Raw genomic sequence first — 23937 nt, 5'->3', positions numbered from 1 at the left:
GGTCGCGGGGCTGGCGTCCCGTCATTGTTTCGCCGCAAGAATTGTGCAAGCGGACCAAGAATAGTAAGAGGTTTCGAGCCCTGTCCGGGTAAAGGCAGATCGGGGCGGGAAAAGGGAACTGTATCATGTTTGCAATGACCGCGACGCGCAAATTGGCCTTCGCACTGGCGATACTTGCCGCTTCGGTGGCAATCGAGCCGGTCTCCTCTTCGGCCCAGGCGGCAAGCGAGATCGTCGCCGTCGTCAACAAGACGCCGATCACCAGCAGCGACGTCGCCAAGCGCGCCGCCTTCCTGCGCCTGCAGCGCCAAAAGGCCGATACCAAGACGGCTCGCGAGCAGCTCATCGAGGAGACCTTGAAGCGGCAGGAGATTGCACGCGTCAGGATGTCGGTCAGCACCGAAGACGTCGAGAAGGCCTTCGCCCGCTTTGGCGCCAGCAACAAGATGACACCGCAGCAGCTCACCCAGGTTCTCGGGCAGGCCGGTGTCGGCGCCGATCACTTCAAGGCCTATATCGCCGTGCAGATGAGCTGGCCGCGCCTCGTGAACGCCCGCTACGGCGGCAGCCGCGGCCGCATGTCTTCGCAGGAACTCGTCACGCGGATGATGGAAAACAAGCAGAAGCCGGTGACGACGGAATACTTCCTGCAGCAGATCATCTTTGTCGTGCCGGAATCCAAGCGGAACGCCATCATCAACAAGCGCAAGGCGGAAGCCGAAGCGTCGCGCTCGAAATTCCCGGGCTGCGAGCAGTCCAAGCAGTTCGCCGCCACCATGCGTGACGTGTCGGTCCGCAATCTCGGCCGGGTGATGGCGCCGGAGCTTCCGGAAGACTGGAAGCCGCTGATCGAAAAGGCATCGGGCAACACGACCGGCACTCGCATCACCGAGCGTGGCGTCGAGTTCCTTGCCATCTGCAACCAGCGCCAGGTCTCCGACGACCTTGCCGCCGAAATGGTCTTCCGCGCCGAGGATATCGGCAAGCAGGAACGCGGTGAAGGCAACGCCAACGAGAAGAAGTATCTCGACGACCTGCGCAGCAAGGCGCAGATCGATATCCGCTGACCATTCGGGACCGACATGCCATCCACAGATCGTCCGCTTGCGCTGACCCAGGGCGATCCCGCCGGCATCGGCCCCGACATCACGCTCGCAGCCTGGGCATCGAGGAAACGTAGCGGTCTGCCGCCCTTCCTCTATATCGGCGATCCGGCCGTGCTTGCCGCCCGCGCCAAACTGCTCGGGCTAGACACCCCCATCCGCGAGGCCGATCCGCAATCGGCCCTTTCCGCTTTCTCCGATGCGCTTCCGGTGCTTCCCATTTCCGCCGGTGCGGACGTGACGCCGGGCGAGCCGCATGTCGCGACCGCCAAGGGCACGATCAGCGCGATCGAAACCGCCGTCGCCCTCAGCATCGAAGGCAAGGTGGGAGGCACGGTAACCAATCCGATCGCCAAGTCCGTCCTCTATCAGGCCGGCTTCGGCTTTCCTGGGCATACCGAATTCCTGGCAGATCTCGCCGAACGCGCGACGGGCAACAAGGTGCGGCCGGTCATGATGCTGGCCGGACCGAAGCTGCGCGCCATTCCCGTGACGATCCACATCCCCCTGAAGGACGTGCCGCGCGCCCTGACGGAAGACCTTATCCTTGAGACCTGCCGGATCACCCATCGCGATCTCCAGAGCCGTTTCGGCCTGGATCAGCCGCGCCTTGCGGTCGCCGGCCTCAACCCCCATGCGGGGGAAGACGGAGCGCTCGGCCGCGAGGACCGGGAGATCATTCATCCGGCGATTTCAAAACTGCGCGCAGAGGGCATCGACGCCTTCGGTCCACTTCCGGCCGATACGATGTTCCATGACGAGGCCCGCGCGCGCTACGACGTGGCGATCTGCATGTATCACGATCAGGCGCTGATCCCGGCCAAGGCGCTCGGCTTCGACACGTCCGTCAACGTGACGCTCGGCTTGCCCTTCATCCGCACCTCCCCTGATCATGGAACCGCCTTCGGCATAGCTGGCCAGGGCATTGCCCGCGAAACGAGCCTGGTCGAGGCGATCAGGCTCGCCGGCGCGCTGGCTTCGAAAGCACCCGCGTGATGGCGACGCTGGACGGACTGCCGCCGCTGCGCGACGTGATTCAGCGTCATGGGCTCGACGCCCGCAAGGCGCTCGGCCAAAACTTTCTCCTGGACCTCAACCTCACCCAGAAGATCGCCCGCAGCGCCGGTCCCCTGGAAGGCGTCACCGTCTTCGAGGTCGGCCCCGGACCGGGCGGGCTTACACGCGCCATCCTGTCGCTCGGTGCGAAGAAGGTGATCGCAATCGAGCGGGACAGCCGCTGCCTTCCCGCGCTCGCCGAGATCGCCGACCACTATCCGGGAAGGCTGGAGGTGATCGAAGGCGACGCGCTCAAGACGGACTTCGCGGCGCTTGCGCCGGAGGGACCGGTCAAGATCATCGCCAACCTACCCTATAACGTCGGCACCCAGCTTCTGGTCAACTGGCTGCTTCCAGGCCACTGGCCGCCCTTCTGGGAAAGCCTCACGCTGATGTTCCAGAAAGAGGTCGGCCTGCGCATCGTCGCATCCGAGGATGACGACCATTACGGCCGCCTCGGCGTGCTGGCTGGCTGGCGCACCGACGCGCGGATGGTGTTCGACGTTCCCCCGCAGGCCTTCACGCCGCCGCCGAAGGTGGTGTCGACGGTCGTCCATCTCGTGCCGCGGCCGACGCCCCTGCCCTGCGACGCCGCAAAGCTGGAGCGGGTCACACATGCGGCCTTCGGGCAGCGCCGCAAGATGCTGCGCCAGAGCCTGAAACCGGTCGGCGGCGAGGCGCTGCTGAAGAGGGCGGATATCGATCCACAGCGGCGGGCCGAGACGCTATCGGTCGAGGAATTCGTGCGGCTCGCCAACCTGCTCACGAATTAGCCGCAATGCGGAATGATCCATAGCGCTTGCTCAGCGTCCACGGATCGTTTCATGTCCATTTCAGCTCCCACGTCAGCTCCCGTTTCAGCTCCTCGGCCCTTCAATCAGAAGAAGCGCATCCTCCTGCTCTGGCTCCTCGCCATCGGCTTCGGAGCGCTCATCATGCTGACCCAGCCACGCATTCCGGAGGGCAGCTATTGGCACGAGATCATCGAGTCCTGCGGTCTGGCCCTGGTGCTCGCCGCCGTGCTCGGCCGGCTGTGGAGCATCCTCTATATCGGCTCGAAGAAGAACAGCGAACTGGTGACGCTCGGCCCCTATTCGATGACGCGCAATCCGCTCTACTTCTTTTCGATCACCGGTCTTGCCGGCATCGGCCTGATCTTCGGGTCGCTGGTTGCGACCCTGGGCCTGCTGCTCACCGCCTCGCTGGTCTTCCGCTACACGGCCCGGCGCGAAGCGGCTTTCCTGCATGCAAAATTCGGCAATTCCTATGAGGATTACGCGCGGCAGACGCCTCTCATCTTTCCCCGCAGGGTACTCTATGCGAGTTCGGATGAGGTCACCTTCTCGGTGAAAGCTCTCGTCACGACGTTCCGCGACTGCCTGCCGTTTCTGGCGCTCTATCCGCTGATCGAACTGGTGGAATACCTGCACGGCAGCGGCGCGCTGCACGCGCTCGTACAGCTACCCTGAAGCCAGACGTCGGCTAAGATCATCAGGTCGGCGTGGCCTGGATTCGATTTGCATTCGGCCTGCGCAGGTTGAAGAGATTGCCTGCGAGGATCAGCACCGCGCCGACCGCCGTGAGGCTGTCGATGGCCTCGGCATAGAGCAGATAGCCCAGCAGCGCCGACAACGGCACGCGCAGATAATCCATCGGCATCACCACCGATGCTTCCGCATGCGATAGCGCCTTGGCCATGCAGTAATGCGCAAACGTGCCCGAAAACGCGATCACGAATATCCACGGCCAAATCGCCGCCGACGGCCAGACCCACACTTTCAGCGCCGGGACAAGCCCGATGACCGACTGAATGATAAGCATCCAGAATATGATCTTGGTCGCGCTGTCGGAGCGTGTGAGGACTTTCGTGGTGATGAAGGATATGGCGAAGACGAAAGCGGCCCCGAGCACGATGAGGTGGCCGGGGTTGAGGGGCGCAGCCCCCGGCCGAACGATCAATACGACGCCGACGAGGCCGAAAAAGATCGAAACGCCCTTGCGCCATGTCAGCCGCTCGCCGAGAAACATGGCCGCCATGATCGCCGCCCAGATGGGCGCGGTGAATTCGATCGCGATAACCTGCGCCATGGGAATGAGCGTCAACCCCATCAACCAGGCGAACTGCCCGACATAGTGGGCGACGTTGCGGCCTATATGCGCCGGCAGAATGCCCGTTCGCATCGCCCTGAACCCGCCCTCGCGGTAAACGAGCGGCAGCAGCATGAAGAAGGCGATGACGGAGCGCATTTCCATGACCTGGAAGACGTCAACCTCGCGCGTTATGGCGCGCCCCGAGACGGCCATGAGCAGCAGAAGCGCGATGGACGCGCACATCCATGCCGCCGCTTTCCAGGTTGACGGGCTATTTTCCACGCATGCTTCCTTCAAGATTTATGTCGCGGCGCCGAGCGCCCGTCGCCATGCGCTGATCGGGCGGATGCGGATCAGAGATTCGGCTCTTCCGTCAGCAAACCTTCGATGAAGTTGAACAGGCCGTGGCGGCGGTCGCGCCGGATGCGTTCGGCCTTGAGGATCGAATAGACCGCATCGAAGGCCGAGTTGAGATCATCATTGACGATCACGTAATCGTAGTCGCGCCAGTGCCCGATTTCCGCGCGGGAATTGAGAAGTCGCGTGCGGATGACCTCCTCTGAATCCTCGGCGCGGCGATGCAGGCGGGATTGCAGCTCTGTCATGGTCGGCGGCAGCACGAAGATCGAGACGACATCCGCCTTCATTTTCTCCTGGAGCTGTTCGGCCCCCTGCCAATCGATGTCGAAGAGCATGTCCCGGCCTTCCGCCATGGCCTGTTCCACAGGCTCACGGGGCGTTCCGTAGAAGTTGCCGTGCACCTCCGCCCATTCGAGCAGTTGCTCCGAGGCTCTGAGCGCATCGAACTGGCTCACCGACTTGAAATGATAATGCGTGCCTTCGATCTCGCTCATGCGTCGCTGCCGGGTGGTCACGCTGACGGAAAGGCTGATGTCCTTGTCACGCTCCAGCAGGGTACGCGCGATCGTCGACTTGCCCGCGCCGGAGGGCGAGGAAAGCACCAGCATCAGCCCGCGCCGGGCAATCTTCACGGGCGAGGACGGCTTGCCCTGAGGCGATTGGGCCGGGCTCATATATCACTCCAAATTCTGGACCTGTTCGCGGAACTGGTCGATGACGACTTTCAATTCTATGCCGGCGGCGCTCACCGCAGCCGAACTGGACTTCGAACAGATCGTATTCGTTTCCCGGTTAAATTCCTGTGCAAGGAAATCGAGACGGCGGCCGATCGGCCCGCCCTTCTCCAGAAGTTCTCCGGCGGCCGCGACATGGGCCTTCAAACGATCGATCTCCTCGCGCACATCCGCCTTGGTGGCGAGCAATGCGGCCTCGGCATGCAGCCGGTCACGCTCGAGTGTCGGCGAATCCTGAAGCAGCGCCGCCATCTGGAGCGAAAGACGCCGGGCGATCTCCTCGGGCGAGCGCATGGGATCGGCCTCCACCACCGCCGTAAGCTCACCGATGCGGGAGATATGACCGGTCAGCACTTCCGCAAGGGATGCCCCTTCCCGCTCGCGCATCTGCTGCAGCGATACGAGCGCCTCCTCCAAACAGGTAAGTATGGCGGCATCGCGTGCGGTTGCTGCTTCCTCGTCATCTTCCGGTTCGCGGATATCCACGAGCCCCTTGATCGCGAGCAAGGTATCGAGCCGCAACGGCGATTGATCGACCAGCTCGCCAAGTTGTTCGCGCAGGGCCAGCACCGCGGCCAGGGCATCGCGGTTGAGAACGGCCTCCACCCTGGTCTCCGCCGTCGCGACGTTCAGCGAGGCCTGAACATTGCCGCGGGAAAACCGCTCCGAAATCAGACGGCGGATATCCGGTTCCAGCCGCTCCAGGCCTGACGGCAGGCGGAGGCGCAGGTCCAACCCCTTGCCGTTCACGGAGCGCAGTTCCCAGGCGAGGCGATAGCGCCCGCTCGTTCCCTCGCTGCGGGCGAAACCCGTCATGGACTGCAATGTCATCTACGTCTCCGGATAGTAATCGGCAGCGCCGTGGTCAGTTGCCGGCAGCCGGCTTCTCGGCCTCGGCGCCATCGGGCTGGCCATCCACGACCTCGGTATCTGCCGGGCTCGTGGCACGTTCCGCCTCGATCCGGCGCCAGCGCCGAACATTGGCGTTATGCTCGTCGAGCGTGGCGGCGAAGACATGGCCGCCGGTGCCGTCAGCCACGAAATAGAGGTCATTGGTCTTCCAGGGATTGGCGACCGCCTCGAGGGCCGCGCGGCCGGGGTTGGCGATGGCGGTCGGCGGCAGCCCCTTGATGAGATAGGTGTTGTAAGGCGTTTCCTTACGCAGGTCCGAGCGGTAGATCGGCCGGTCCGACGGCTTTCCGTCGCCGCCGAAGATGCCGTAGACGATGGTCGGGTCGGATTGCAGGCGCATGCCCTTCTTAAGGCGATTGATGAAGACTGAGGCGACGCGAGCGCGCTCATCGTCCTTACCGGTTTCCTTCTCGACGATCGAAGCGAGCGTTACGAACTCCTCCTTCGTCTTGATCGGAAGATCCGGATCGCGGCGCTCCCAGATTTCATCGATCAGCTTCTGCTGGGAAACACGCATCTGCTGAATGATGTCCGCCCGCTTGGTTCCGCGCGAGAATTTGTAAGTATCGGGGCGCAGGAAGCCTTCGTCCGGCAGTTCTGTCGGCAGATCACCCTCCAGAACCGTATCCTCGTTGAGGCGAAGCATCATCTGACGCACCGTGAGGCCTTCCGGCAACACTACGGAGTAGAGAATGGACTTGCCGGATTCCAGCAATTCCATGATGTCCTTCATGGAGGCCCCGGCCTTGACCTCGTATTCGCCCGCCTTCAGCGTCTGTCGGTCGCGGAGATAGGTAGCCGAGACATAGCGGAAGATGCGGGCATCGGAGACGACGCCGTTGCGCTCGAGATTGTTGGCGATCTCCGCGAGGCCGGCACCGGAGCGAACGGTGAAATGCGTGTTCGCCTCAAGCGGACCCGGCTCCTGGAAGGACGAGATCACATAATAGAATCCGGCGACGGCGGCGACACAGACCAGCACCACCATCGTCATGACGAAATTCAGGAAGATGACGAACTGGCTGCGTGCCTTGCGCGAGCGTTTCGGCGGCGCGGGCACGCGCTCGGGCTTCAGCGCCTCGCTCGGCGATTTCGGTATGATCGGGCCTCTGTCGCCACCGGAAGACGCTTCGCTCATCTGGTTCGTGTCGCTCACCCGCACCCCCACCAATTATCGGAACAGCAAGACTCAGTCATTTAGTCCCGCTGTTTGACCAAGCAATACGGCAAAAAACAGGTACAAAGGATGACGCGGCGAGGCCTCTAGCCTCAATCGGCATCAAGCTTCGTAACGACGCAGCACGAGGGACGCGTTGGTGCCCCCGAAACCGAAAGAGTTTGAAAGCGCCACATTGATCTCGCGCTTGCGCGCCTTGTGCGGCACGAGGTCGATGGCGGTCTCCACATCCGGATTGTCGAGGTTCAACGTCGGCGGCGCAATGTTGTCGCGGATCGCCAGCACGGAGAATATCGCCTCGACGGCACCGGCGGCACCCAGCAGATGACCGATGGCCGACTTGGTGGAAGACATCGAAACCTTGGAAGCGGCATTGCCCACGAGACGCTCGACCGCGCCGAGCTCGATCGTGTCGGCCATGGTGGAAGTGCCATGGGCGTTGATATAGTCGATATCGGTGGGCGAAAGGCCGGCACGCTTCAGCGCCATCGACATGCAGCGATAGGCGCCCTCACCGTCTTCCGACGGCGCGGTGATATGGAAGGCGTCTCCGGAGAGACCGTAGCCCACCACTTCCGCATAAATCTTGGCGCCGCGCGCCTTGGCGTGTTCGAGCTCTTCCAGCACGACGATGCCGGCGCCCTCGCCCATGACGAAACCATCGCGGTCGCGGTCATAGGGGCGCGAGGCCTTCTGCGGATCGTCGTTATGCTGCGTCGAAAGCGCCTTACAGGCGGCAAAGCCGGCAAGCGCGATACGGGAGATCGGCGATTCCGCGCCACCGGCAACCATAACGTCGGCATCGCCGAGCGCGATGAGACGGGCTGCGTCGCCGATCGCGTGTGCGCCGGTCGAACAGGCGGTGACGACGGCATGATTCGGGCCGCGCAGCTTGTGCTTGATGGATACCTGGCCGGAAACCAGATTGATGAGACGGCCTGGGATGAAGAAGGGCGAAATGCGGCGCGGGCCCTTGTCGCGCAGGGTATAACCCGCCTCCACAATGCCTTCGAGGCCGCCGATGCCGGAACCGATCAGAACGCCGGTCGCGATCTGGTCTTCATCCGTTTGCGGATGCCAGCCGGCATCCTCGAGCGCCATGTCGGCGGCGGCCATGCCGTAAACGATGAAAGGATCAACCTTGCGCTGCTCCTTCGGCTCCATCCAGTCGTCCACATTGAACGTACCATCGGAGCCATCGCCGACAGGAATGCGACAGGCGATCTTGGCAGGCAGGTCATCGACTTCGAATTCTGTCACCAGGCGAGCGCCGTTTTCCCCTGCCAGCAGACGTGACCACGTCACTTCGGTTCCGCATCCAAGGGGAGATACCATGCCGGTACCGGTGATAACGACTCGTCTCATCGTCAGCGCTACCCAGTCTTCTTCATAGTTCAGTTGCTGAAACGGCCCGAGCGAGCGGGCCGTCGTTAGGATCAGCCTTCCGGCGTCTCCCGTCAGATTGTCGGTCGGTCAGGCCTGGGCCTTCTCGATGAACTTCACGGCATCGCCGACGGTCAGAATGGAATCGGCCGCATCGTCCGGAATTTCCACGCCGAACTCTTCCTCGAAAGCCATGACCAGTTCGACCGTGTCGAGCGAGTCCGCACCGAGATCGTCGATGAAGCTGGCGCCCTCGACGACTTTGTCGGCATCGACGCCGAGGTGGTCAATTACAATTTTCTTCACGCGTTCTGCGATATCGCTCATGTCGGTTTTCCTCGACCTTTATCTTTCCCGAATGCCTTCGGCATCCGCACCCTGTTAAAACCCGCACCCGCCACCGCAAAGGATGGCTGTGCCGGCAAACCCGTTCAACCCGCCGCAGTATCGATCACGCCCCGAGGGTCTCATGATCCCCTGTCCTTGCGGGGTGACTGTCCACAGTCATGGCCCGCTTAACATGCTTTCGATGTTCCGCAAAGCCAGAATTTGTTCCATCGCGCCGCCGCCAACAGGGGATTTAACACCTTGGCAGAAACGGATGAACCCGTCAGATCATCGCCATGCCGCCGTTGACGTGCAGCGTCTGTCCGGTGACGTAGCCGGCTTCCGACGAGGCAAGATAGAGTACCGCCGAGGCTATATCAGCTCCCGCGCCCATGCGCTTCATCGGGATCGCGCCGAGGATCGCCTCTTTCTGCTTATCATTGAGCTTGCCCGTCATGGCCGACTCGATGAAGCCCGGCGCCACGCAGTTGACGGTGACGTTGCGGGTGGCGATCTCCTGCGCCAGCGACTTGGAAAAGCCGATCATGCCGGCCTTTGAGGCGCAATAGTTCGCCTGGCCCGGATTGCCGGTGACGCCGACGACGGAGGTGATGTTGATGATGCGGCCGTAGCGGCGGCGCATCATCGGATGGGTAAGCTCTCGCGTCAGGCGGAAGACGGCCGTCAGATTCACTTCGAGAACGGAATCCCAATCCTCATCGCTCATGCGAACGAAGAGCCCATCCTTGGTGATGCCGGCATTGTTCACGAGAATGTCGACGCCCCCGAGCTCTGCTTCCGCCTTCTCGCCGAGCGCCTTCACCTCGTCGCGGTCGGAGAGGTTGGCGGGGAAGATCTTGACGCGATCGCCACCGAGTTCGGCGGCCAGCGCCTCCAGCTTCTCGACGCGAGTGCCGTGCAGGCCGACGACAGCGCCCTGGGCGTGAAGCAGGCGGGCGATTTCCTCGCCGAGCCCGCCGGTTGCGCCCGTTACCAGAGCCTTGCGGCCGGTCAAATCAAACATGACAATGTTCCTTTTCTTCAGCCGAGAATGGCCTTGAGCGCCGCGTCGATGTCGGCAGGCGTATTGACGGCAGTGCCGGAGATATTCTTGTCGATGCGGCGGGCAAGCCCCGTCAGCACCTTGCCGGCGCCGACCTCATAGAGTGTCGTGACGCCGTTCTGGCCGAACCACTCCACGGTCTCGCGCCAGCGCACCTGGCCCGTCACCTGCATCACCAGAAGCTTGGCGATTTCATCCGCGTCGTAGACGGGGGCCGCGCGCACATTGGCGACGACCGGCACGACCGGGTTCTTCTTCTCCACCTTTTCAAGCGCATGCTGCATGGCGTCCGCGGCGGGAGCCATGAGCGCGCTGTGGAAGGGAGCGGAAACGGGAAGCATGATGGCGCGTTTGGCGCCCTTTTCGGTCGCGAGCGCCGCAGCCTTTTCGACGGCGGCCTTGGAGCCGGAGATAACGAGCTGGCCGCCGCCGTTGTCGTTGGCGATCTGGCAGATGCCATCTGCCCCGGCTTCCTCGCAGATGGCAGAGACGTCGTCATGCTCGAGGCCGATGATGGCGGCCATCGCGCCATGGCCGACGGGCACGGCGCTCTGCATGGCATCCCCGCGGATGCGCAGGAGGCGCGCGGTATCGGCAAGGGAGAACGTGCCTGCCGCGCAGAGCGCGGAATATTCGCCGAGCGAATGGCCGGCGACGAAGGCCACCCTGTCCGCCAGTTTGAGGCCATTCGCTTCCAGAACCCGCATGGCCGCGACCGAGACGGCCATCAAGGCCGGCTGGGCATTGGCCGTCAGCGTCAGCGTTTCCTCGGGACCGTTCCAGATGATGTCGGAGAGCTTTTGCCCGAGCGCATCGTCGATCTCCTCGAAGACGGCGCGCGCCTCGGGAAAAGCGTCGGCAAGGTCCTTGCCCATGCCGACAGATTGGCTGCCCTGTCCGGGAAACGTGAATGCGATGCTGGTTGGAGTGCCCATGGGATTGTTTCCTTCCCTTTTCTTTCGCTTCTCCAAGTCACGTTCCAGGCCGGGAGTCAAGGCACGGAACCCGGCAGGACCCCGTCATCCCCTGGCAAACAGGCCCACGATCTCGTTCACGCTGAGTACGATGAACAGGAGAGCCGAAACGCCGAGCAGGCCGTTCGAAATCCAGCCGCTGCGCCATTCCTTCGGCACCCGCGAGGAATTCAGGAGCCAGATCAGCGTGAGCGCCAGGAACGGCATGAAGAAGGCGCCGAGCGCACCATAGATGATGACGAGCGTGAACGGGCGGCCGAACCAGAGCAGCGCCATCGGCGGGATCGTCAGCCAGAACAGGTAGAACTTGAAGGCGAAGGTCTTTTCCAGTCCTTCGCGGGAGCCGCCCTCACCCTTCAGGTTGCGGACGAAATCCGCAAACAGCAGCGACACGCCGTGCCAGACGCCGAGAATGGAGGATACCGCGGTGGCGAAGAAGCCGACCAGGAAGATCACGGAAACCACCCGGCCGAAACGCTGTTCCAGCACCTCGTCGAGATCGAGAAGGCCACGGTCGCCGGTCGAAAGGGCGATCTGCGCAGTATAGAGCATCTCGGCGCCGATGATGAGCATGGCGATCACGAAGATGCCGGTGATGATGTAGGAGACGCGGTTGTCGAGCCGCATGACGCCCATCCAGGCGGGCGTGCGCCAGCCCTTGGCGTTCACCCAATAGCCGTAGGAAGCCATGGTGATGGTGCCGCCGACGCCGCCGATCAGTCCGAGCGTATAGATGGCCGAACCTTCCGGAATGCTCGGGATGAGACCGGTGAGCGCTTCGCCGATATTCGGCACGACGAGGAGAGCGATGCCCACCACGACGACGAACATCACGCCGATGAAGAGTTTCATGACGTTCTCGAACATCTCGTATTTGTTGAGAGCCACGAAGATCGCGCAGAGCGAGCCGGAAAGCATCGCCCAGAGCCAGAGCGGTACGGCGGGGAAGAGGGCTGCAAGCGGCAGGGCCGTGGCGCTCATGGCGGTCGCGCCGTACACGAAACCCCAGATCATGATGTAGATGCCGAAATACCAACTCGTCCAGCGGCCGAGCGATTTCCAGCCTTCCAGCATGGTCGAGCCGGTGGCGAGGTGATAGCGCGCCGAACCTTCCGCCAGAGCGATCTTGACGATGCAGCCGATGACCGCCGCCCACAGCAGCGCGTAGCCGAAGCGCGAGCCGGCAATCAGGGTCGCCACGAGATCGCCGGCCCCCACGCCCGTCGCCGCCGCGACGATGCCCGGACCGATCAGCTTCCAGCGCCCGGTTGTCGGCGGCGTGCCCGCGTCAAGAACAGCCCGGTCGCCAGCACCGCTTGTATTCTCAGCCATTCAAAAGCCTCCGCTCGGATAATCGTTTCATTTTCAGCGCGTTTTGGACGTAAAAATACCAAAATGCAAATTTCGGCGGAATGTTTCTCTCGTTTCCGGTCTTTCGAGGATGATTTTTGCCAGCGCCCACAAGGTGATGCAGGCTGTTCCTCTTGCGCCGCAGCAAATCGGGACTAAAGTCCCCTCACCTTCCAAGCGACGGCACGCTTCAACCCATCGGGCACTCATCGGGACTTTCAGCGCATGAAATACAAGACACTCGGCCGCACGGATATCACCGTGTCGGAAATCTGCCTCGGCACCATGACCTGGGGAACGCAGAACAGCGAAGCGGAAGCTCATGAGCAGATGGACTATGCGCTCGCGCATGGGGTGAACTTCTTCGACACCGCCGAGCTTTACCCGACGACGCCGGTGAGCGCGGAAACCTATGCGGACACAGAAAAGATCATCGGCAACTGGTTCCAGAAGACCGGGAGGCGGAAAGACGTGGTGCTGGCCACCAAGGTGGCGGGCGCGGGCCGCCCCTATATCCGCGGCGGCGCGCCCATCGACGGCGAGACGATCCGCCAGGCCGTGGATGCCAGCCTTCAGCGGCTGAAGACCGACCATATCGATCTCTACCAGATCCACTGGCCGAACCGCGGGCACTACCACTTCCGCGGCGCCTGGCAGTACGATCCGTCCACGCAGGACAAGGCCCGCACCGTCGCTGAAATCATCGAAAAACTGGAGGTGCTCGGCGACATCGTCAAGGCGGGCAAGGTGCGCGCCATCGGCCTTTCCAACGAGACGGTCTGGGGCACACAGAAGTTTCTGTCGATAGCCGAGAAGAAGGGCCTGCCGCGTATCGCGAGCGTCCAGAACGAGTACAGCCTTCTATACCGCACGCATGACCTCGATTTCGCGGAACTCTCCCACTACGAAGATGTCGGGCTGCTTGCATATTCTCCGCTGGCGGCGGGCATACTGACCGGCAAGTACCTGAATGGGAAAATCCCGGCAGGGTCCCGCGTCTCCATCAACGGCGATCTCGGCGGCCGGCTGCAACCGCATCAGGAAGCGCCCGCCGCCGCTTATGTGGAGATCGCAGGCAAGCACGGGCTCGACCCGGCGCAAATGGCGCTTGCCTTCTGCCTCGCGCGCCCCTTCTTGACCTCAGCCATCATCGGCGCCACCTCGATGGAGCAGTTGAGGACGAATATCGGCGCGGCAGACATTACTCTTTCGGATGAGGTGCTGCGGGACATCGCCGCCGTTCACCGCCGGTATCCCATGCCTCTGTGAAACGACAGGCGGTCTCGCCCGCCGCGGACTTCGGGCTGCACCATCGAACCGGGTGCAGCCCCCGTATACTTTGACAATTGACTTCCGAATGAATAGGAACTTGCGCAATCAGGCCGCAATCGTTGCGGCCACGGCGCCGTGCGCGAAGAATCCGAAAGATACAGAAAATGACCGATCACGATGGCGCCGTCCCGGCGATCGCCAAGGCGTTGGCGAAACGGGGCTACACGACGCTTACCCCCGTCCAGAAATCCATGCTCGACCCGGCTCTCGCCGGTTCGGACGCACTCGTCTCCGCCCAGACCGGCTCCGGCAAGACCGTAGCCTTCGGGATCGCCATGGCGCCGAGCCTGCTCGGCGACCAGGAGAAGTTCGGCCGCGCCGGCGCGCCGCTTGCCCTCGTCATAGCCCCCACCCGCGAACTCGCCATGCAGGTGAAACGCGAACTGGAATGGCTCTACGAGATGGCGGACGCCGTCATCGCAAGCTGCGTCGGCGGCATGGACATCCGCAACGAACGGCGGGCGCTGGAACGCGGCGCACATATCGTCGTCGGCACGCCGGGCCGTATCTGCGACCATATCCGCCGCAACGCGCTCGACATGTCGGAACTGAAGGTCGCCGTTCTCGACGAAGCCGACGAGATGCTCGATCTCGGCTTCCGCGAGGACCTGGAGTTCATTCTGGAATCCGCGCCGGACGACCGGCGCACGCTGATGTTCTCCGCGACCGTGCCTGCCGCCATCGCCAAGCTCGCCAAGAGCTATCAGCGCGATGCGGTGCGCATCGCCACGACGGCGGAAGAAAAGCAGCATGTCGACATCGAGCAGCGCGCCCTGCTGGTGACGCCACATGACAGAGAGAACGCCATCGTCAACGTGCTGCGCTACTACGAAGCGCCCAACGCCATCGTTTTCTGCTCGACGCGTGCGGCCGTCAACCATCTGACGGCACGGCTTTCCAACCGCAATTTCTCGGTCGTGGCGCTTTCCGGCGAACTGACCCAGAACGAACGCACCCATGCGCTGCAGGCCATGCGCGACGGCCGCGCCCGCGTCTGCATCGCCACCGACGTCGCCGCCCGCGGCATCGACCTTCCCGGGCTCGACCTCGTCATCCACGCGGACCTGCCGACCAATTCGGAAACCCTGCTTCACCGCAGCGGCCGGACGGGACGCGCCGGCCGCAAGGGCATCAGCGCGCTGATCGTGCCGGTCAACCAGCGCCGCAAGGCCGAGCGCCTGCTGTTCGGCGCGAGTATCGAACCCACCTGGGGCCGTCCGCCCTCGGCCGAAGAGGTCATCCGCCGTGACGAGGAGCGCCTGCTCGCCGATCCGATCTTCGAAGAGGCAGCCCGCGACGAGGACGAAGAGGCGCTGATCGCGAAGCTTGTCGCCCAATATGGCGCCGAAAAGCTCGCCACCGCCTTTGTCAGCCTCTACCGCGGCAGGAATTCCGCCCCCGAAGATATCGTCGAAGTGTCGCTCGACGGCAGCCGCAAACCGCGCGATGGCGGACGCGACAATGCCGGTGATCCGGCCTCCCGGCCGTTGACCCCGCGCGGCGATTTCGGCCCGGCAGTCTGGTTCTCGCTATCCGTCGGGCGAAAGCAGCGGGCCGAACCGCGCTGGCTCATCCCGACGATCTGCCGCAACGGCGACCTGACGAAGAACGAGATCGGCGCGATCAAGATGCAGGCCGACGAGACCTTCGTGGAAATCGCCGCCGATCATGCCGACCGGTTCCTGCAGAAGCTCGGTAAGGACCGGATGATGGAGCGCGGCATCCGCGTGACGCGCCTCGACGGCGCACCGGACTTCAGCAAGTTCTCCCGTGGGAAGGACGAGGACGACTTTGCCCGCCGAGAAGGTCCGCGCATGGACAAGCCCTGGAAAGAGAAGTCTTTCAGGGATGGATCGGCCAAGGATGCCCCTCGCAAGGAATGGCAGGGGAAGGGCAAGTTCACGGGCGAAAAGGTCCGCGACAAGGCTGATGAGGGGCGGCGTCTCGACGACGAGGTCTGGGGCGACAGCAAGCCGAAGGGTAAAGCCAAGCCCGCCGAGGCCGGAAACCGCGAGGCACGCAGCTTCGACAAACCGTTCCGCGAGAAGCCTTTCGGCAAGAGCGGCGCCGACAAGCCCTTCAAGAAGAAGGACAAGCCCAAGGGCAATGGCCCGAAATCGGGCGGCAAGGGAAATTTCGAACGGCGGAAGTAACGCCGGCGAACGGCAGGCGGCAGGGCCTCGGACCGCCGCCCCTGCCATTGCCAAAACCAGAAATGAACCGCGCGCCGGCTTTCCCCTTGCCTTCTGCGGAAAAACCCGTATAAGGCGCGCTGTTCGAAACACCCGGTCTTTCTGGCTGGTGGCTGAACGGAGGGCAGGTTTCCATGTGGAAGCCGCAGGGACCAAAAGGTCCGAGCCTCCCGTGTCTCCGCTCTCGACCGTCTCGATACAACAACTTTTCTTGCCGGGGCCTAGCCCCTCAGGAGCAGTCGTTGAGGCTTAGCCGCCGAATTCCGGGTAAAGACAACCGCAAGAAAAGGCAAAGCTTACATGGCTCTCTACGAACACGTATTCCTTGCCCGGCAGGATATGTCCGCTCAGCAGGTTGATGCCCTCGTCGAACAGTACAAGGGTGTCCTCGAAGCTAACGGCGGCAAGGTCGGGCGCGTTGAAAACTGGGGCCTCAAGTCCCTGACGTACCGCATCAAGAAGAACCGCAAGGCTCACTACGCCCTGATGGACATCGACGCGCCGGCAGCCGCCGTGCACGAGATGGAACGTCAGATGCGCATCAACGAAGACGTTCTTCGCTACATGACGATCGCCGTCGAGAAGCATGAAGAAGGCCCGTCCGCAATGATGCAGAAGCGCGACCGCGACGACCGTCCGCGTGACGACCGTGGCCCGCGCCGCGACTTCGGCGACCGTGGCCCGCGCCGCGAATTCGGCGACCGTCCCCCGCGTGAAGGCGGCTTCGAGCGCGCACCGCGCCCGTCCGCTCCGCGCGAATCCTAATCGGCTAGAAGGAGAAGAGACCAATGGCTGACGTATCCTCCTCCCCGGCACGCCGCCCGTTCCACCGCCGTCGCAAGACCTGCCCGTTCTCGGGCGCGAACGCACCGCGGATCGACTACAAGGACGTACGCCTCCTGCAGCGCTACATTTCCGAGCGCGGCAAGATCGTCCCGTCCCGCATCACGGCCGTTTCTCAGAAGAAGCAGCGCGAACTCGCCAAGGCGATCAAGCGCGCCCGCTTCCTCGGCCTGCTGCCCTACGTCGTAGCATAAGTTGAATTTAGACCCGCTGATGAAGAGTCAGCGGGTCTAATCCCTTCCGCGATGGGCGCGGATCGGAAATTCTTAAATCCCATGTTGGGGATGAAGTGCCTGAGAGATTGATTCAGGTGTGATCCCCTAACTGCTTGAAACGGCAGGACAGCGAGACCGTGACGAACAAGTATCAGACAGTGCTGCCGACCGGCATCCTCGCCGGTATTGCCGCCACCCTGCTCGTGCTGGGTGCGAGCGCGCAGCCGTCCTTTGCCGCCCTGCTCTACGCCGCCTCGGCGCTGCCCATCCTCGTTGCAGGCCTCGGCTGGGGCAACCGCGCCGCAATCATCGGCATTCTGACCGCCGCCGCGCTCGGCGCGATCCTGATCGCGCCGCTCTTTGCGCTGACCATGGCGATCTTCACGCTGATCCCCGCCGGCTGGCTTTCGCATCTCGCCAATCTCGCCCGCCCGGCCTCCGAACTCGGCGGCCCCGAGAACCTGGTAGCCTGGTATCCCATCTCGGACATCCTCCTGCATCTCTGCGGCCTCGTTACCGTCGCCGTCATCGCGCTCGGCGTCGTCATCGGCTACGGCCCGGAACTGACGAACCAGCTCGTGGATGCCATGTCGGCCGCGGTGCAGGAGCCGGGATTTACGCCGGACGCCGCCGGGCTTGCCCAGACAAAGGCGCTGATGGTGCTGATGCTGCCGATGATCCAGGGCGGGCTCTGGGTCATCCTGCTCTTCGCGGCCTTCTATTTCGCGACACGGATCACCACCGGCATGGGCCGGTCGCTCAGGCCGCGCGAGGAAATGCCGTCCGCGCTGCGCATGAACCGCTACGCGATCTTCATCTTCCTGGCCGGCATCCTCGCCACCTTTGCCGGGGGCGTCCCGGCTATGATCGGCGCGACGATCTGCGGTACGTTCGGCGCCGGCTTCCTGATGGCCGGTTTCGCCTCGCTGCATTTCCGCAGCAAGGGCAAGGACTGGCGGCTGCCCGTGCTGGTGCTGGCCTATCTCTCGTCCATGCTGCTCTTCCCGGCCTTCGCAATCCTCGTGCTCGGACTTGTCGACACGCGGCGCACCATTGCGCTGACGCCGGCAAATCCCGCATCCGATACATCCGAAAACAAGAACTGAAGCACACTGAAAGGAAACCAACATGCAAGTCATTCTGCTTGAACGCATCGCCAAGCTCGGCCAGATGGGCGAGACGGTAAAGGTCCGCGACGGCTACGCCCGCAACTTCCTGCTGCCGCAGGGCAAGGCGCTGCGCTCCAACGAAGCCAACAAGAAGCGCTTCGAAAACGAGCGCGCCACGCTCGAAGCCCGCAACCTCGAGCGCAAGGGCGAAGCCCAGAAGGTCGCAGACGCGCTTTCCGGCAAGTCCTTCGTCGTCGTCCGCTCGGCCGGCGAAACCGGTCAGCTCTACGGCTCCGTCGCTGCCCGCGACATCATCGAGACGCTGGCTGCGGAAGGCTTCAACATCGGCCGCAACCAGGTTGACCTGAACACTCCGATCAAGGCGATCGGCCTGCACCAGGTTACCCTGCACCTGCATTCCGAAGTCGAAATCGAGATCGCACTCAACGTCGCCCGTTCGGCCGAAGAAGCCGAGCGTCAGGCCAAGGGCGAAAGCCTCACCTCCGCCGACGCGATCTATGGCGTGGACGAAGACGCCCTGCGTGCGGAAGATTTCTTCGATCCGGAAGCCGATAACGAAGCGGAAGAAGAATAATCGAACTTTCCCGTTCGGGATATCAGCCCCCGGCTTCGCGCCGGGGGCTTTTTTTATGCTTCGCAACGACCACCGCCGGCCGCCTCCCATTAACAATGATGGCGAAACCTGTACGGAACTGCGGCAGACAGTTGACAGACGAGCCCTCCTCTTCTCATGTTGCGCAGAACAGAAGAAAGGGAGCACCCCATGAGCATCAGACAGAAAATCCTGGCGATCGGCGCCGTGGTCGGCATCGTGGCCGCAGGCGCAAGCTTCGCGATCGCCCAAACGCCGGCCTTTTTCCGCATCGGCACCGGCGGGACGGCCGGCACCTACTACCCGATCGGCGGCCTGATCGCGAACGCGATCTCCGGAGCCGGAGACAAGGGAGTTCAGGGCCTCGTCGCCACCGCAGTTGCCTCCAACGGCTCGGTCGCCAATATCAATGCGATCCAGAGCGGCGCCATGGAATCCGGCTTCACGCAATCGGATGTCGCCTACTGGGCCCATAGCGGCACCGGCCTCTACGAAGGCAAGGGCAAGGTCGAGGATCTGCGCCTTATCGGAACGCTCTATCCCGAGACCATCCATCTCGTCGCAGCCAAGAACTCCGGCATCAAGTCCGTCGCCGATCTCAAGGGCAAGCGGGTTTCCATCGACGAGCCGGGCTCCGGCACCATCGTGGATGCGCGAATCGTTCTCGCAGCCTACGGGTTGAGCGAGGACGACATCCGGGCCGAACATCTGAAGCCGGGCCCCGCGGGCGAACTGCTGCGCGACGGCGGGCTCGACGCCTATTTCTTCGTCGGCGGATATCCGACTGGCGCGATCTCGGAATTGGCGACCTCGGCCGGCATCACCCTTGTTCCGATTTCCGGTCCCGAGGCGGACAAGCTGCTTTCGGAGTACAGCTTCTTCTCCAAGGACACCGTGCCGGAAGGCGCGTATCAGGGCGTCGGCGCAACGCCGACCATCGCGGTCGCGGCCCAGTGGGTCACCAGCGCCAAGCAGCCTGAGGAACTCGTCTACAACATCACCAAGGTGATGTGGAACGACGCTACGCGCGCGGCACTCGATGCCGGCCATGCCAAGGGCAAGCTGATCACCCTGCAGAACGCCGTCACCAGCCTCGGCATTCCGCTGCATCCGGGCGCAGAGCGCTTCTACAAGGAAGCCGGCGTCCTGAAGTAAGGAAAATACCTTCTTTCGAAAGCGGCGGCCCGCAACAGGCAGGCCGCCGTTTTCCGTCTGGAACGAAAATTCGAGGATACCGACATGGCGGCAGACAACGAGGGCAAGATCGCCCCAATGGAACTGGACGAGGCGAAGGCGCGCGAACTCGAGGAGAAATTCGATTCGGAGATCCGCTTCCGGCCGCTTTCGCCGATGACGGCACGCCTTGTGGGAACGGCGCTCGTCGCGCTTTCCATCTTCCACTACTACACGGCCGGATTCGGCCTGCTTTCGGAAGTCGTTCACCGCGGCATCCATCTGTCCTTCGTCCTCGGACTGATCTTTCTCGTGTTCCCGTTCACCCGCCGGGGTTACGACCAGCCGGCGGAATCGAGCCTTTACCGTCCGCTCGGCATTTCGCTGATCGACTGGGCGCTGGCGATCGGCGCCGTTGTGGCTGTGCTGCACGTTCCGCTCATCCCGCTGGATGACCTTGCCTTCCGCGTCGGCAATCCGACGACGACCGATGTCGTCCTGGGCGCCACGCTCATTCTCGTCCTATTGGAAGCGACGCGCCGCTCGGTCGGCTGGCCACTGCCGATCATTGCTGTCCTCTTCATGGCCTATTCCATATGGGGACCTTCGATGCCGGGCATTCTGGTGCATCCGGGCGCGACCTTCTCGCAGCTCGTGAACCACCTTTACCTGACGTCACAGGGCATCTACGGCATCGCGCTCGGCGTGGTGGCGACCTACGTCTTCCATTTCGTGCTGTTCGGCGTCTTCGCTACCCGCATCGGGCTCGGGCAACTGTTCCTCGATTGCGCCGCCTGGGTGGCGGGCCGCTATGCCGGCGGCCCGGCGAAGGTCTCGATCTTCGGCTCGGCGCTGTTCGGCATGATCTCCGGCTCCTCGGTCGCCAACACGGTGACCGTCGGTTCGCTGACGATCCCGGCGATGATCCGGCTCGGCTACAAACGGACCTTTGCGGCGGCCGTCGAATCCGCTTCCTCGACCGGCGGACAGATCACGCCGCCGATCATGGGCGCGGCAGCCTTCCTGATGATCGAGTTTCTGGACCTGCCCTATACGACGATCATTCTCGCCGCCATCGTGCCGGCCTTCATGCACTTCTTCGGCGTGCTCGTTCAGGTGCATTTCGAAGCCAAGCGGAATGGGTTGCGCGGCATGACGGCCGACGAGATGCCGGACCTCAAGGAAGCCTTCAAGCGCGACTGGCCGACCGTCATTCCGCTCATCGTGCTGATCGCCGTCCTGCTTTCCGGCTACACGCCCTATCTCGCGGCCTTCTGGGGCATCACGCTCTGCATCGCGGTCGGCCTTCTCAACCCACGCCGCCGGATGTCTTTCCTGGAGGTTTTCGAGGGTCTTCGCGACGGCGCGAAATACGCGCTCGCCGTCGGCGCGGCCGCGGCCACAGTCGGCATCATCGTAGGCGTGGTCACGCTGACCGGCGTCGGTTTCAAGATTTCCTATATCGTGACCTCGACGGCCGCGCAGATGGCTACTTTCTTCGGTACGATCCTGCCGGCCGCCTGGTTCGGGCCGCAGACGCTCACCCTGCTCTTCACGCTCATCATGACGGGCGTGGTCTGCATCCTGATGGGCTGCGGGATACCGACAACGGCCAATTACATCATCATGGCGACGATCGCGGCACCGGCGCTCGGGCTGCTCGGCGTCGAGCCGATCGTGGCGCATTTCTTCGTGTTCTACTACGGGGTGCTGGCCGACATTACCCCGCCCGTGGCGCTCGCGGCCTATGCGGCGGCGGGCATGGCGGGCGCCGATCCGTTCAAGACCGGCAATACCGCCTTCCGGCTGGGGCTCGGCAAGGTGCTGGTGCCGTTCGTGTTCGTCTTCTCCCCTTCCCTGTTGCTTGTCACCGCCGACTTCAACTGGGGCGACTTCCTGACCGCCTTCATCGGCTGCGCGCTCGGGATCACCTTCCTCGGTGCTGCGCTCTCCGGCTTCATGCTGGTGCGGACCGTGGCCTGGGAAAGATTGCTGCTGACGGTCTCGGCCATCCTCCTGGTGGTGCCGGAACTGATTTCTTCGCTCATCGGCCTGGCGCTCGTCGTGCCGGTACTGCTGCGGCAGTTCGCGGGCCACCGGGCCGCGCCCGCCTTGTAGCGAATCTCGCAAGGGCTTATGCTCGGCGACCGTGGCGGACGCGCAGTTTTGCCACGGTCAAATCATCTCGTTCCATTGAGTGCGTTTTATCCACAAGCTCGTTTGTGACTGTGGAGATCGTCGGATTCCGGAGATTCTCCCAAGAGCGGCCGTTCATCCGCGGCAAACTGCTGTAGGATTGCGCTGATTCACAGATACCGATGGATGACATGCAGGACCTAGCACGCAAGCTGACGGCACTCAGCAACAAGGACGCGGAACCGCATTATCGCGAGGCTCCGAACAATATCGAGGCCGAACAGGCCCTTCTCGGGGCGATCCTGGTCAACAACGATGCCTATTATCGCGTTTCGGACTTCCTGAAGCCCCCCCATCTCTACGAGCCGCTTCACCGCAAGATCTTCGAAGTCGCGGGCGATATCATCCGCATGGGCAAGACGGCCAACCCGGTTACCATCAAGACCTTCCTGCCGGCCGACGACAAGGTCGGCGACCTGACGGTGGCGCAATATCTCGCGCGCCTCGCGGCCGAGGCGGTCTCGATCATCAATGCGGAGGACTACGGCCGGGCGATCTACGACCTGGCGCTGCGCCGCGCGCTGATCACCATCGGCGAGGACATGGTCAATATCGCCTATGACGCGCCGCTCGACATGCCCCCCCAGTCACAGATCGAAGACACCGAGCGGCGGCTCTTCGAACTGGCTGAAACCGGCAGATATGACGGCGGCTTCCAGTCGTTCAACGACGCGGTCGCACAGGCGATCGACATGGCGGGTGCCGCCTTCGAACGCGACGGCTCGCTCTCGGGCATTTCCACCGGCATCCATTCGCTGGACGCCCGGATGGGCGGCCTGCAGCGCTCCGACCTTATCGTGCTTGCCGGACGTCCCGGCATGGGCAAGACCTCGCTCGCCACGAACATCGCCTATAACATCGCAGCGTCCTATGAGCCCGAGGTTCAGCCGGACGGCTCGTTCAAGGCCAGGAATGGCGGCGTCGTCGGGTTCTACTCGCTCGAAATGTCGTCCGAACAGCTCGCCACCCGTATCATCTCCGAGCAGACCGAAGTGTCGTCATCGAAGATCCGCCGCGGCGATATCACCGAGGCCGATTTCGAAAAGCTCGTCGCATGCTCGCAGATGATGCAGAAGGTGCCGCTGTTCATCGACCAGACCGGCGGCATCTCGATCGCCCAATTGTCCGCCCGCGCCCGCCGGCTGAAGCGCCAGCGCGGCCTCGATTGCCTGGTGGTCGACTATATTCAGCTCATGACCGGCTCGGGAAAATCCGGGGAGAACCGCGTCCAGGAAATCACCCAGATCACCACTGGCCTGAAGGCGCTCGGCAAGGAGCTGAACGTGCCGATCATCGCGCTGTCGCAGCTCTCGCGTCAGGTGGAAAGCCGCGAAGACAAGCGCCCTCAGCTCTCCGACCTTCGTGAATCCGGCTCGATCGAGCAGGACGCGGACGTGGTGCTCTTCGTGTTCCGCGAAGAATATTACGTGAAGAACATGGAGCCCCGCGACATTTCCGATCCGAAATATCCGGAATGGGAAGCGCATATGGACAAGGTCAAGGGAACCGCAGACGTCATCATCGCCAAGCAGCGCCATGGACCGACCGGTACGGTGAAGCTCGCCTTCCAGTCGGAATACACCCGCTTTGCCGATCTCGCCGATCCCTCCTTCTCGCAATACGAAGAGCATTGAGCGAAGGGGCGTACGCGCCCTTTTCCTTCAGTGACCTGCGGGCGCCGCGCGATAGGCTTCCCGTCCGGAGATCCAGGTGCGCCGCACCGCCGGTGCGGCG

General features: G+C 63.1%; 22 protein-coding genes. 13 read left to right on the top strand and 9 right to left on the bottom strand.

The annotated features are described in order from the left end of the window. The first annotated feature begins 125 nt into the window (after positions 1 to 125). The 4 genes from ACE04I_RS14635 to ACE04I_RS14620 are packed head-to-tail and all read left to right on the top strand — an operon-like array spanning position 126 to position 3628. Entirely contained in the window at positions 126 to 1067 is a 942-nt protein-coding gene (locus tag ACE04I_RS14635; protein WP_046792877.1) for a SurA N-terminal domain-containing protein, read from the top strand. Between the two features lie 15 nt (positions 1068 to 1082). Next, positions 1083 to 2099 carry a 4-hydroxythreonine-4-phosphate dehydrogenase PdxA gene (pdxA, locus tag ACE04I_RS14630; protein ID WP_487207239.1) on the top strand — a complete coding sequence of 339 codons (1017 nt, stop codon included), beginning with the start codon at positions 1083 to 1085 and terminating at the stop codon, positions 2097 to 2099. Next, on the top strand, positions 2099 to 2932 hold the full coding sequence (gene rsmA, locus ACE04I_RS14625) for a 16S rRNA (adenine(1518)-N(6)/adenine(1519)-N(6))-dimethyltransferase RsmA (RefSeq protein ID WP_046792879.1): 834 nt from the start codon (positions 2099 to 2101) through the stop codon (positions 2930 to 2932). The genes pdxA and rsmA overlap by 1 nt, the downstream gene beginning before the upstream one ends. A gap of 51 nt (positions 2933 to 2983) precedes the next feature. After that, positions 2984 to 3628, top strand: coding sequence for a methyltransferase family protein (locus ACE04I_RS14620; RefSeq protein WP_046792880.1), 645 nt, complete (start codon positions 2984 to 2986; stop codon positions 3626 to 3628). 22 nt (positions 3629 to 3650) lie between these two features. Here the strand turns inward: ACE04I_RS14620 and ACE04I_RS14615 are convergent, their stop codons facing one another. The 9 genes from ACE04I_RS14615 to ACE04I_RS14575 form a co-directional block, all read right to left on the bottom strand. Further along, positions 3651 to 4493 carry a DMT family transporter gene (locus ACE04I_RS14615; RefSeq protein ID WP_046792881.1) on the bottom strand — a complete coding sequence of 281 codons (843 nt, stop codon included), beginning with the start codon at positions 4491 to 4493 and terminating at the stop codon, positions 3651 to 3653. 110 nt (positions 4494 to 4603) lie between these two features. Further along, positions 4604 to 5284: a guanylate kinase gene (gene gmk, locus ACE04I_RS14610; RefSeq protein WP_046792882.1), complete on the bottom strand. Its 681-nt coding sequence runs from the start codon at positions 5282 to 5284 to the stop codon at positions 4604 to 4606. 3 nt (positions 5285 to 5287) lie between these two features. Further along, positions 5288 to 6175: a YicC/YloC family endoribonuclease gene (locus ACE04I_RS14605; protein WP_046792883.1), complete on the bottom strand. Its 888-nt coding sequence runs from the start codon at positions 6173 to 6175 to the stop codon at positions 5288 to 5290. Positions 6176 to 6209: 34 nt separating this feature from the next. Beyond that, positions 6210 to 7412 (bottom strand): endolytic transglycosylase MltG, encoded by a 1203-nt coding sequence (gene mltG, locus ACE04I_RS14600; protein WP_487207238.1) that lies wholly within the window; start codon positions 7410 to 7412, stop codon positions 6210 to 6212. Positions 7413 to 7535: 123 nt separating this feature from the next. Continuing rightward, entirely contained in the window at positions 7536 to 8798 is a 1263-nt protein-coding gene (gene fabF / locus ACE04I_RS14595) for a beta-ketoacyl-ACP synthase II (protein ID WP_046792884.1), read from the bottom strand. A 108-nt stretch (positions 8799 to 8906) separates the two neighbouring features. Continuing rightward, complete coding sequence (locus ACE04I_RS14590; RefSeq protein ID WP_003502080.1) at positions 8907 to 9143, bottom strand: acyl carrier protein; 237 nt, start codon at positions 9141 to 9143, stop codon at positions 8907 to 8909. A 283-nt stretch (positions 9144 to 9426) separates the two neighbouring features. Continuing rightward, positions 9427 to 10167 (bottom strand): 3-oxoacyl-[acyl-carrier-protein] reductase, encoded by a 741-nt coding sequence (gene fabG / locus ACE04I_RS14585; protein ID WP_046792885.1) that lies wholly within the window; start codon positions 10165 to 10167, stop codon positions 9427 to 9429. 17 nt (positions 10168 to 10184) lie between these two features. Then, positions 10185 to 11141 (bottom strand): ACP S-malonyltransferase, encoded by a 957-nt coding sequence (gene fabD, locus ACE04I_RS14580; RefSeq protein ID WP_487207237.1) that lies wholly within the window; start codon positions 11139 to 11141, stop codon positions 10185 to 10187. An 84-nt stretch (positions 11142 to 11225) separates the two neighbouring features. Continuing rightward, positions 11226 to 12512 carry an Nramp family divalent metal transporter gene (locus tag ACE04I_RS14575; protein WP_046792887.1) on the bottom strand — a complete coding sequence of 429 codons (1287 nt, stop codon included), beginning with the start codon at positions 12510 to 12512 and terminating at the stop codon, positions 11226 to 11228. A gap of 243 nt (positions 12513 to 12755) precedes the next feature. On the opposite strand from ACE04I_RS14575, the gene ACE04I_RS14570 reads away from it, so the two are divergent. The 9 genes from ACE04I_RS14570 (at position 12756) to ACE04I_RS14530 (ending at position 23837) form a co-directional block, all read left to right on the top strand. Then, on the top strand, positions 12756 to 13799 hold the full coding sequence (locus ACE04I_RS14570) for an aldo/keto reductase (RefSeq protein ID WP_046792888.1): 1044 nt from the start codon (positions 12756 to 12758) through the stop codon (positions 13797 to 13799). Positions 13800 to 13966: 167 nt separating this feature from the next. Then, a complete protein-coding gene (locus tag ACE04I_RS14565; protein ID WP_046792889.1) occupies positions 13967 to 16015 on the top strand; it encodes a DEAD/DEAH box helicase in 2049 nt (682 codons plus the stop codon). A gap of 339 nt (positions 16016 to 16354) precedes the next feature. Continuing rightward, positions 16355 to 16819: a 30S ribosomal protein S6 gene (rpsF, locus tag ACE04I_RS14560; protein ID WP_046792890.1), complete on the top strand. Its 465-nt coding sequence runs from the start codon at positions 16355 to 16357 to the stop codon at positions 16817 to 16819. 23 nt (positions 16820 to 16842) lie between these two features. After that, on the top strand, positions 16843 to 17091 hold the full coding sequence (gene rpsR, locus ACE04I_RS14555) for a 30S ribosomal protein S18 (RefSeq protein WP_046792891.1): 249 nt from the start codon (positions 16843 to 16845) through the stop codon (positions 17089 to 17091). Between the two features lie 134 nt (positions 17092 to 17225). After that, positions 17226 to 18218 (top strand): YybS family protein, encoded by a 993-nt coding sequence (locus tag ACE04I_RS14550; RefSeq protein WP_487207236.1) that lies wholly within the window; start codon positions 17226 to 17228, stop codon positions 18216 to 18218. A 22-nt stretch (positions 18219 to 18240) separates the two neighbouring features. Further along, on the top strand, positions 18241 to 18816 hold the full coding sequence (rplI, locus tag ACE04I_RS14545) for a 50S ribosomal protein L9 (RefSeq protein WP_046792892.1): 576 nt from the start codon (positions 18241 to 18243) through the stop codon (positions 18814 to 18816). A gap of 189 nt (positions 18817 to 19005) precedes the next feature. Beyond that, positions 19006 to 19989 carry a TAXI family TRAP transporter solute-binding subunit gene (locus ACE04I_RS14540; RefSeq protein ID WP_046792893.1) on the top strand — a complete coding sequence of 328 codons (984 nt, stop codon included), beginning with the start codon at positions 19006 to 19008 and terminating at the stop codon, positions 19987 to 19989. An 84-nt stretch (positions 19990 to 20073) separates the two neighbouring features. After that, positions 20074 to 22125, top strand: coding sequence for a TRAP transporter permease (locus tag ACE04I_RS14535; protein WP_487207235.1), 2052 nt, complete (start codon positions 20074 to 20076; stop codon positions 22123 to 22125). A gap of 209 nt (positions 22126 to 22334) precedes the next feature. Continuing rightward, positions 22335 to 23837, top strand: coding sequence for a replicative DNA helicase (locus ACE04I_RS14530; protein WP_046793047.1), 1503 nt, complete (start codon positions 22335 to 22337; stop codon positions 23835 to 23837). Positions 23838 to 23937: the final 100 nt, after the last annotated feature.

The organism is Rhizobium moroccans (assembly GCF_057559155.1).
Note: the sequence above shows the minus strand (reverse complement) of the source record. Positions and strands in the feature narration are given on the sequence as shown.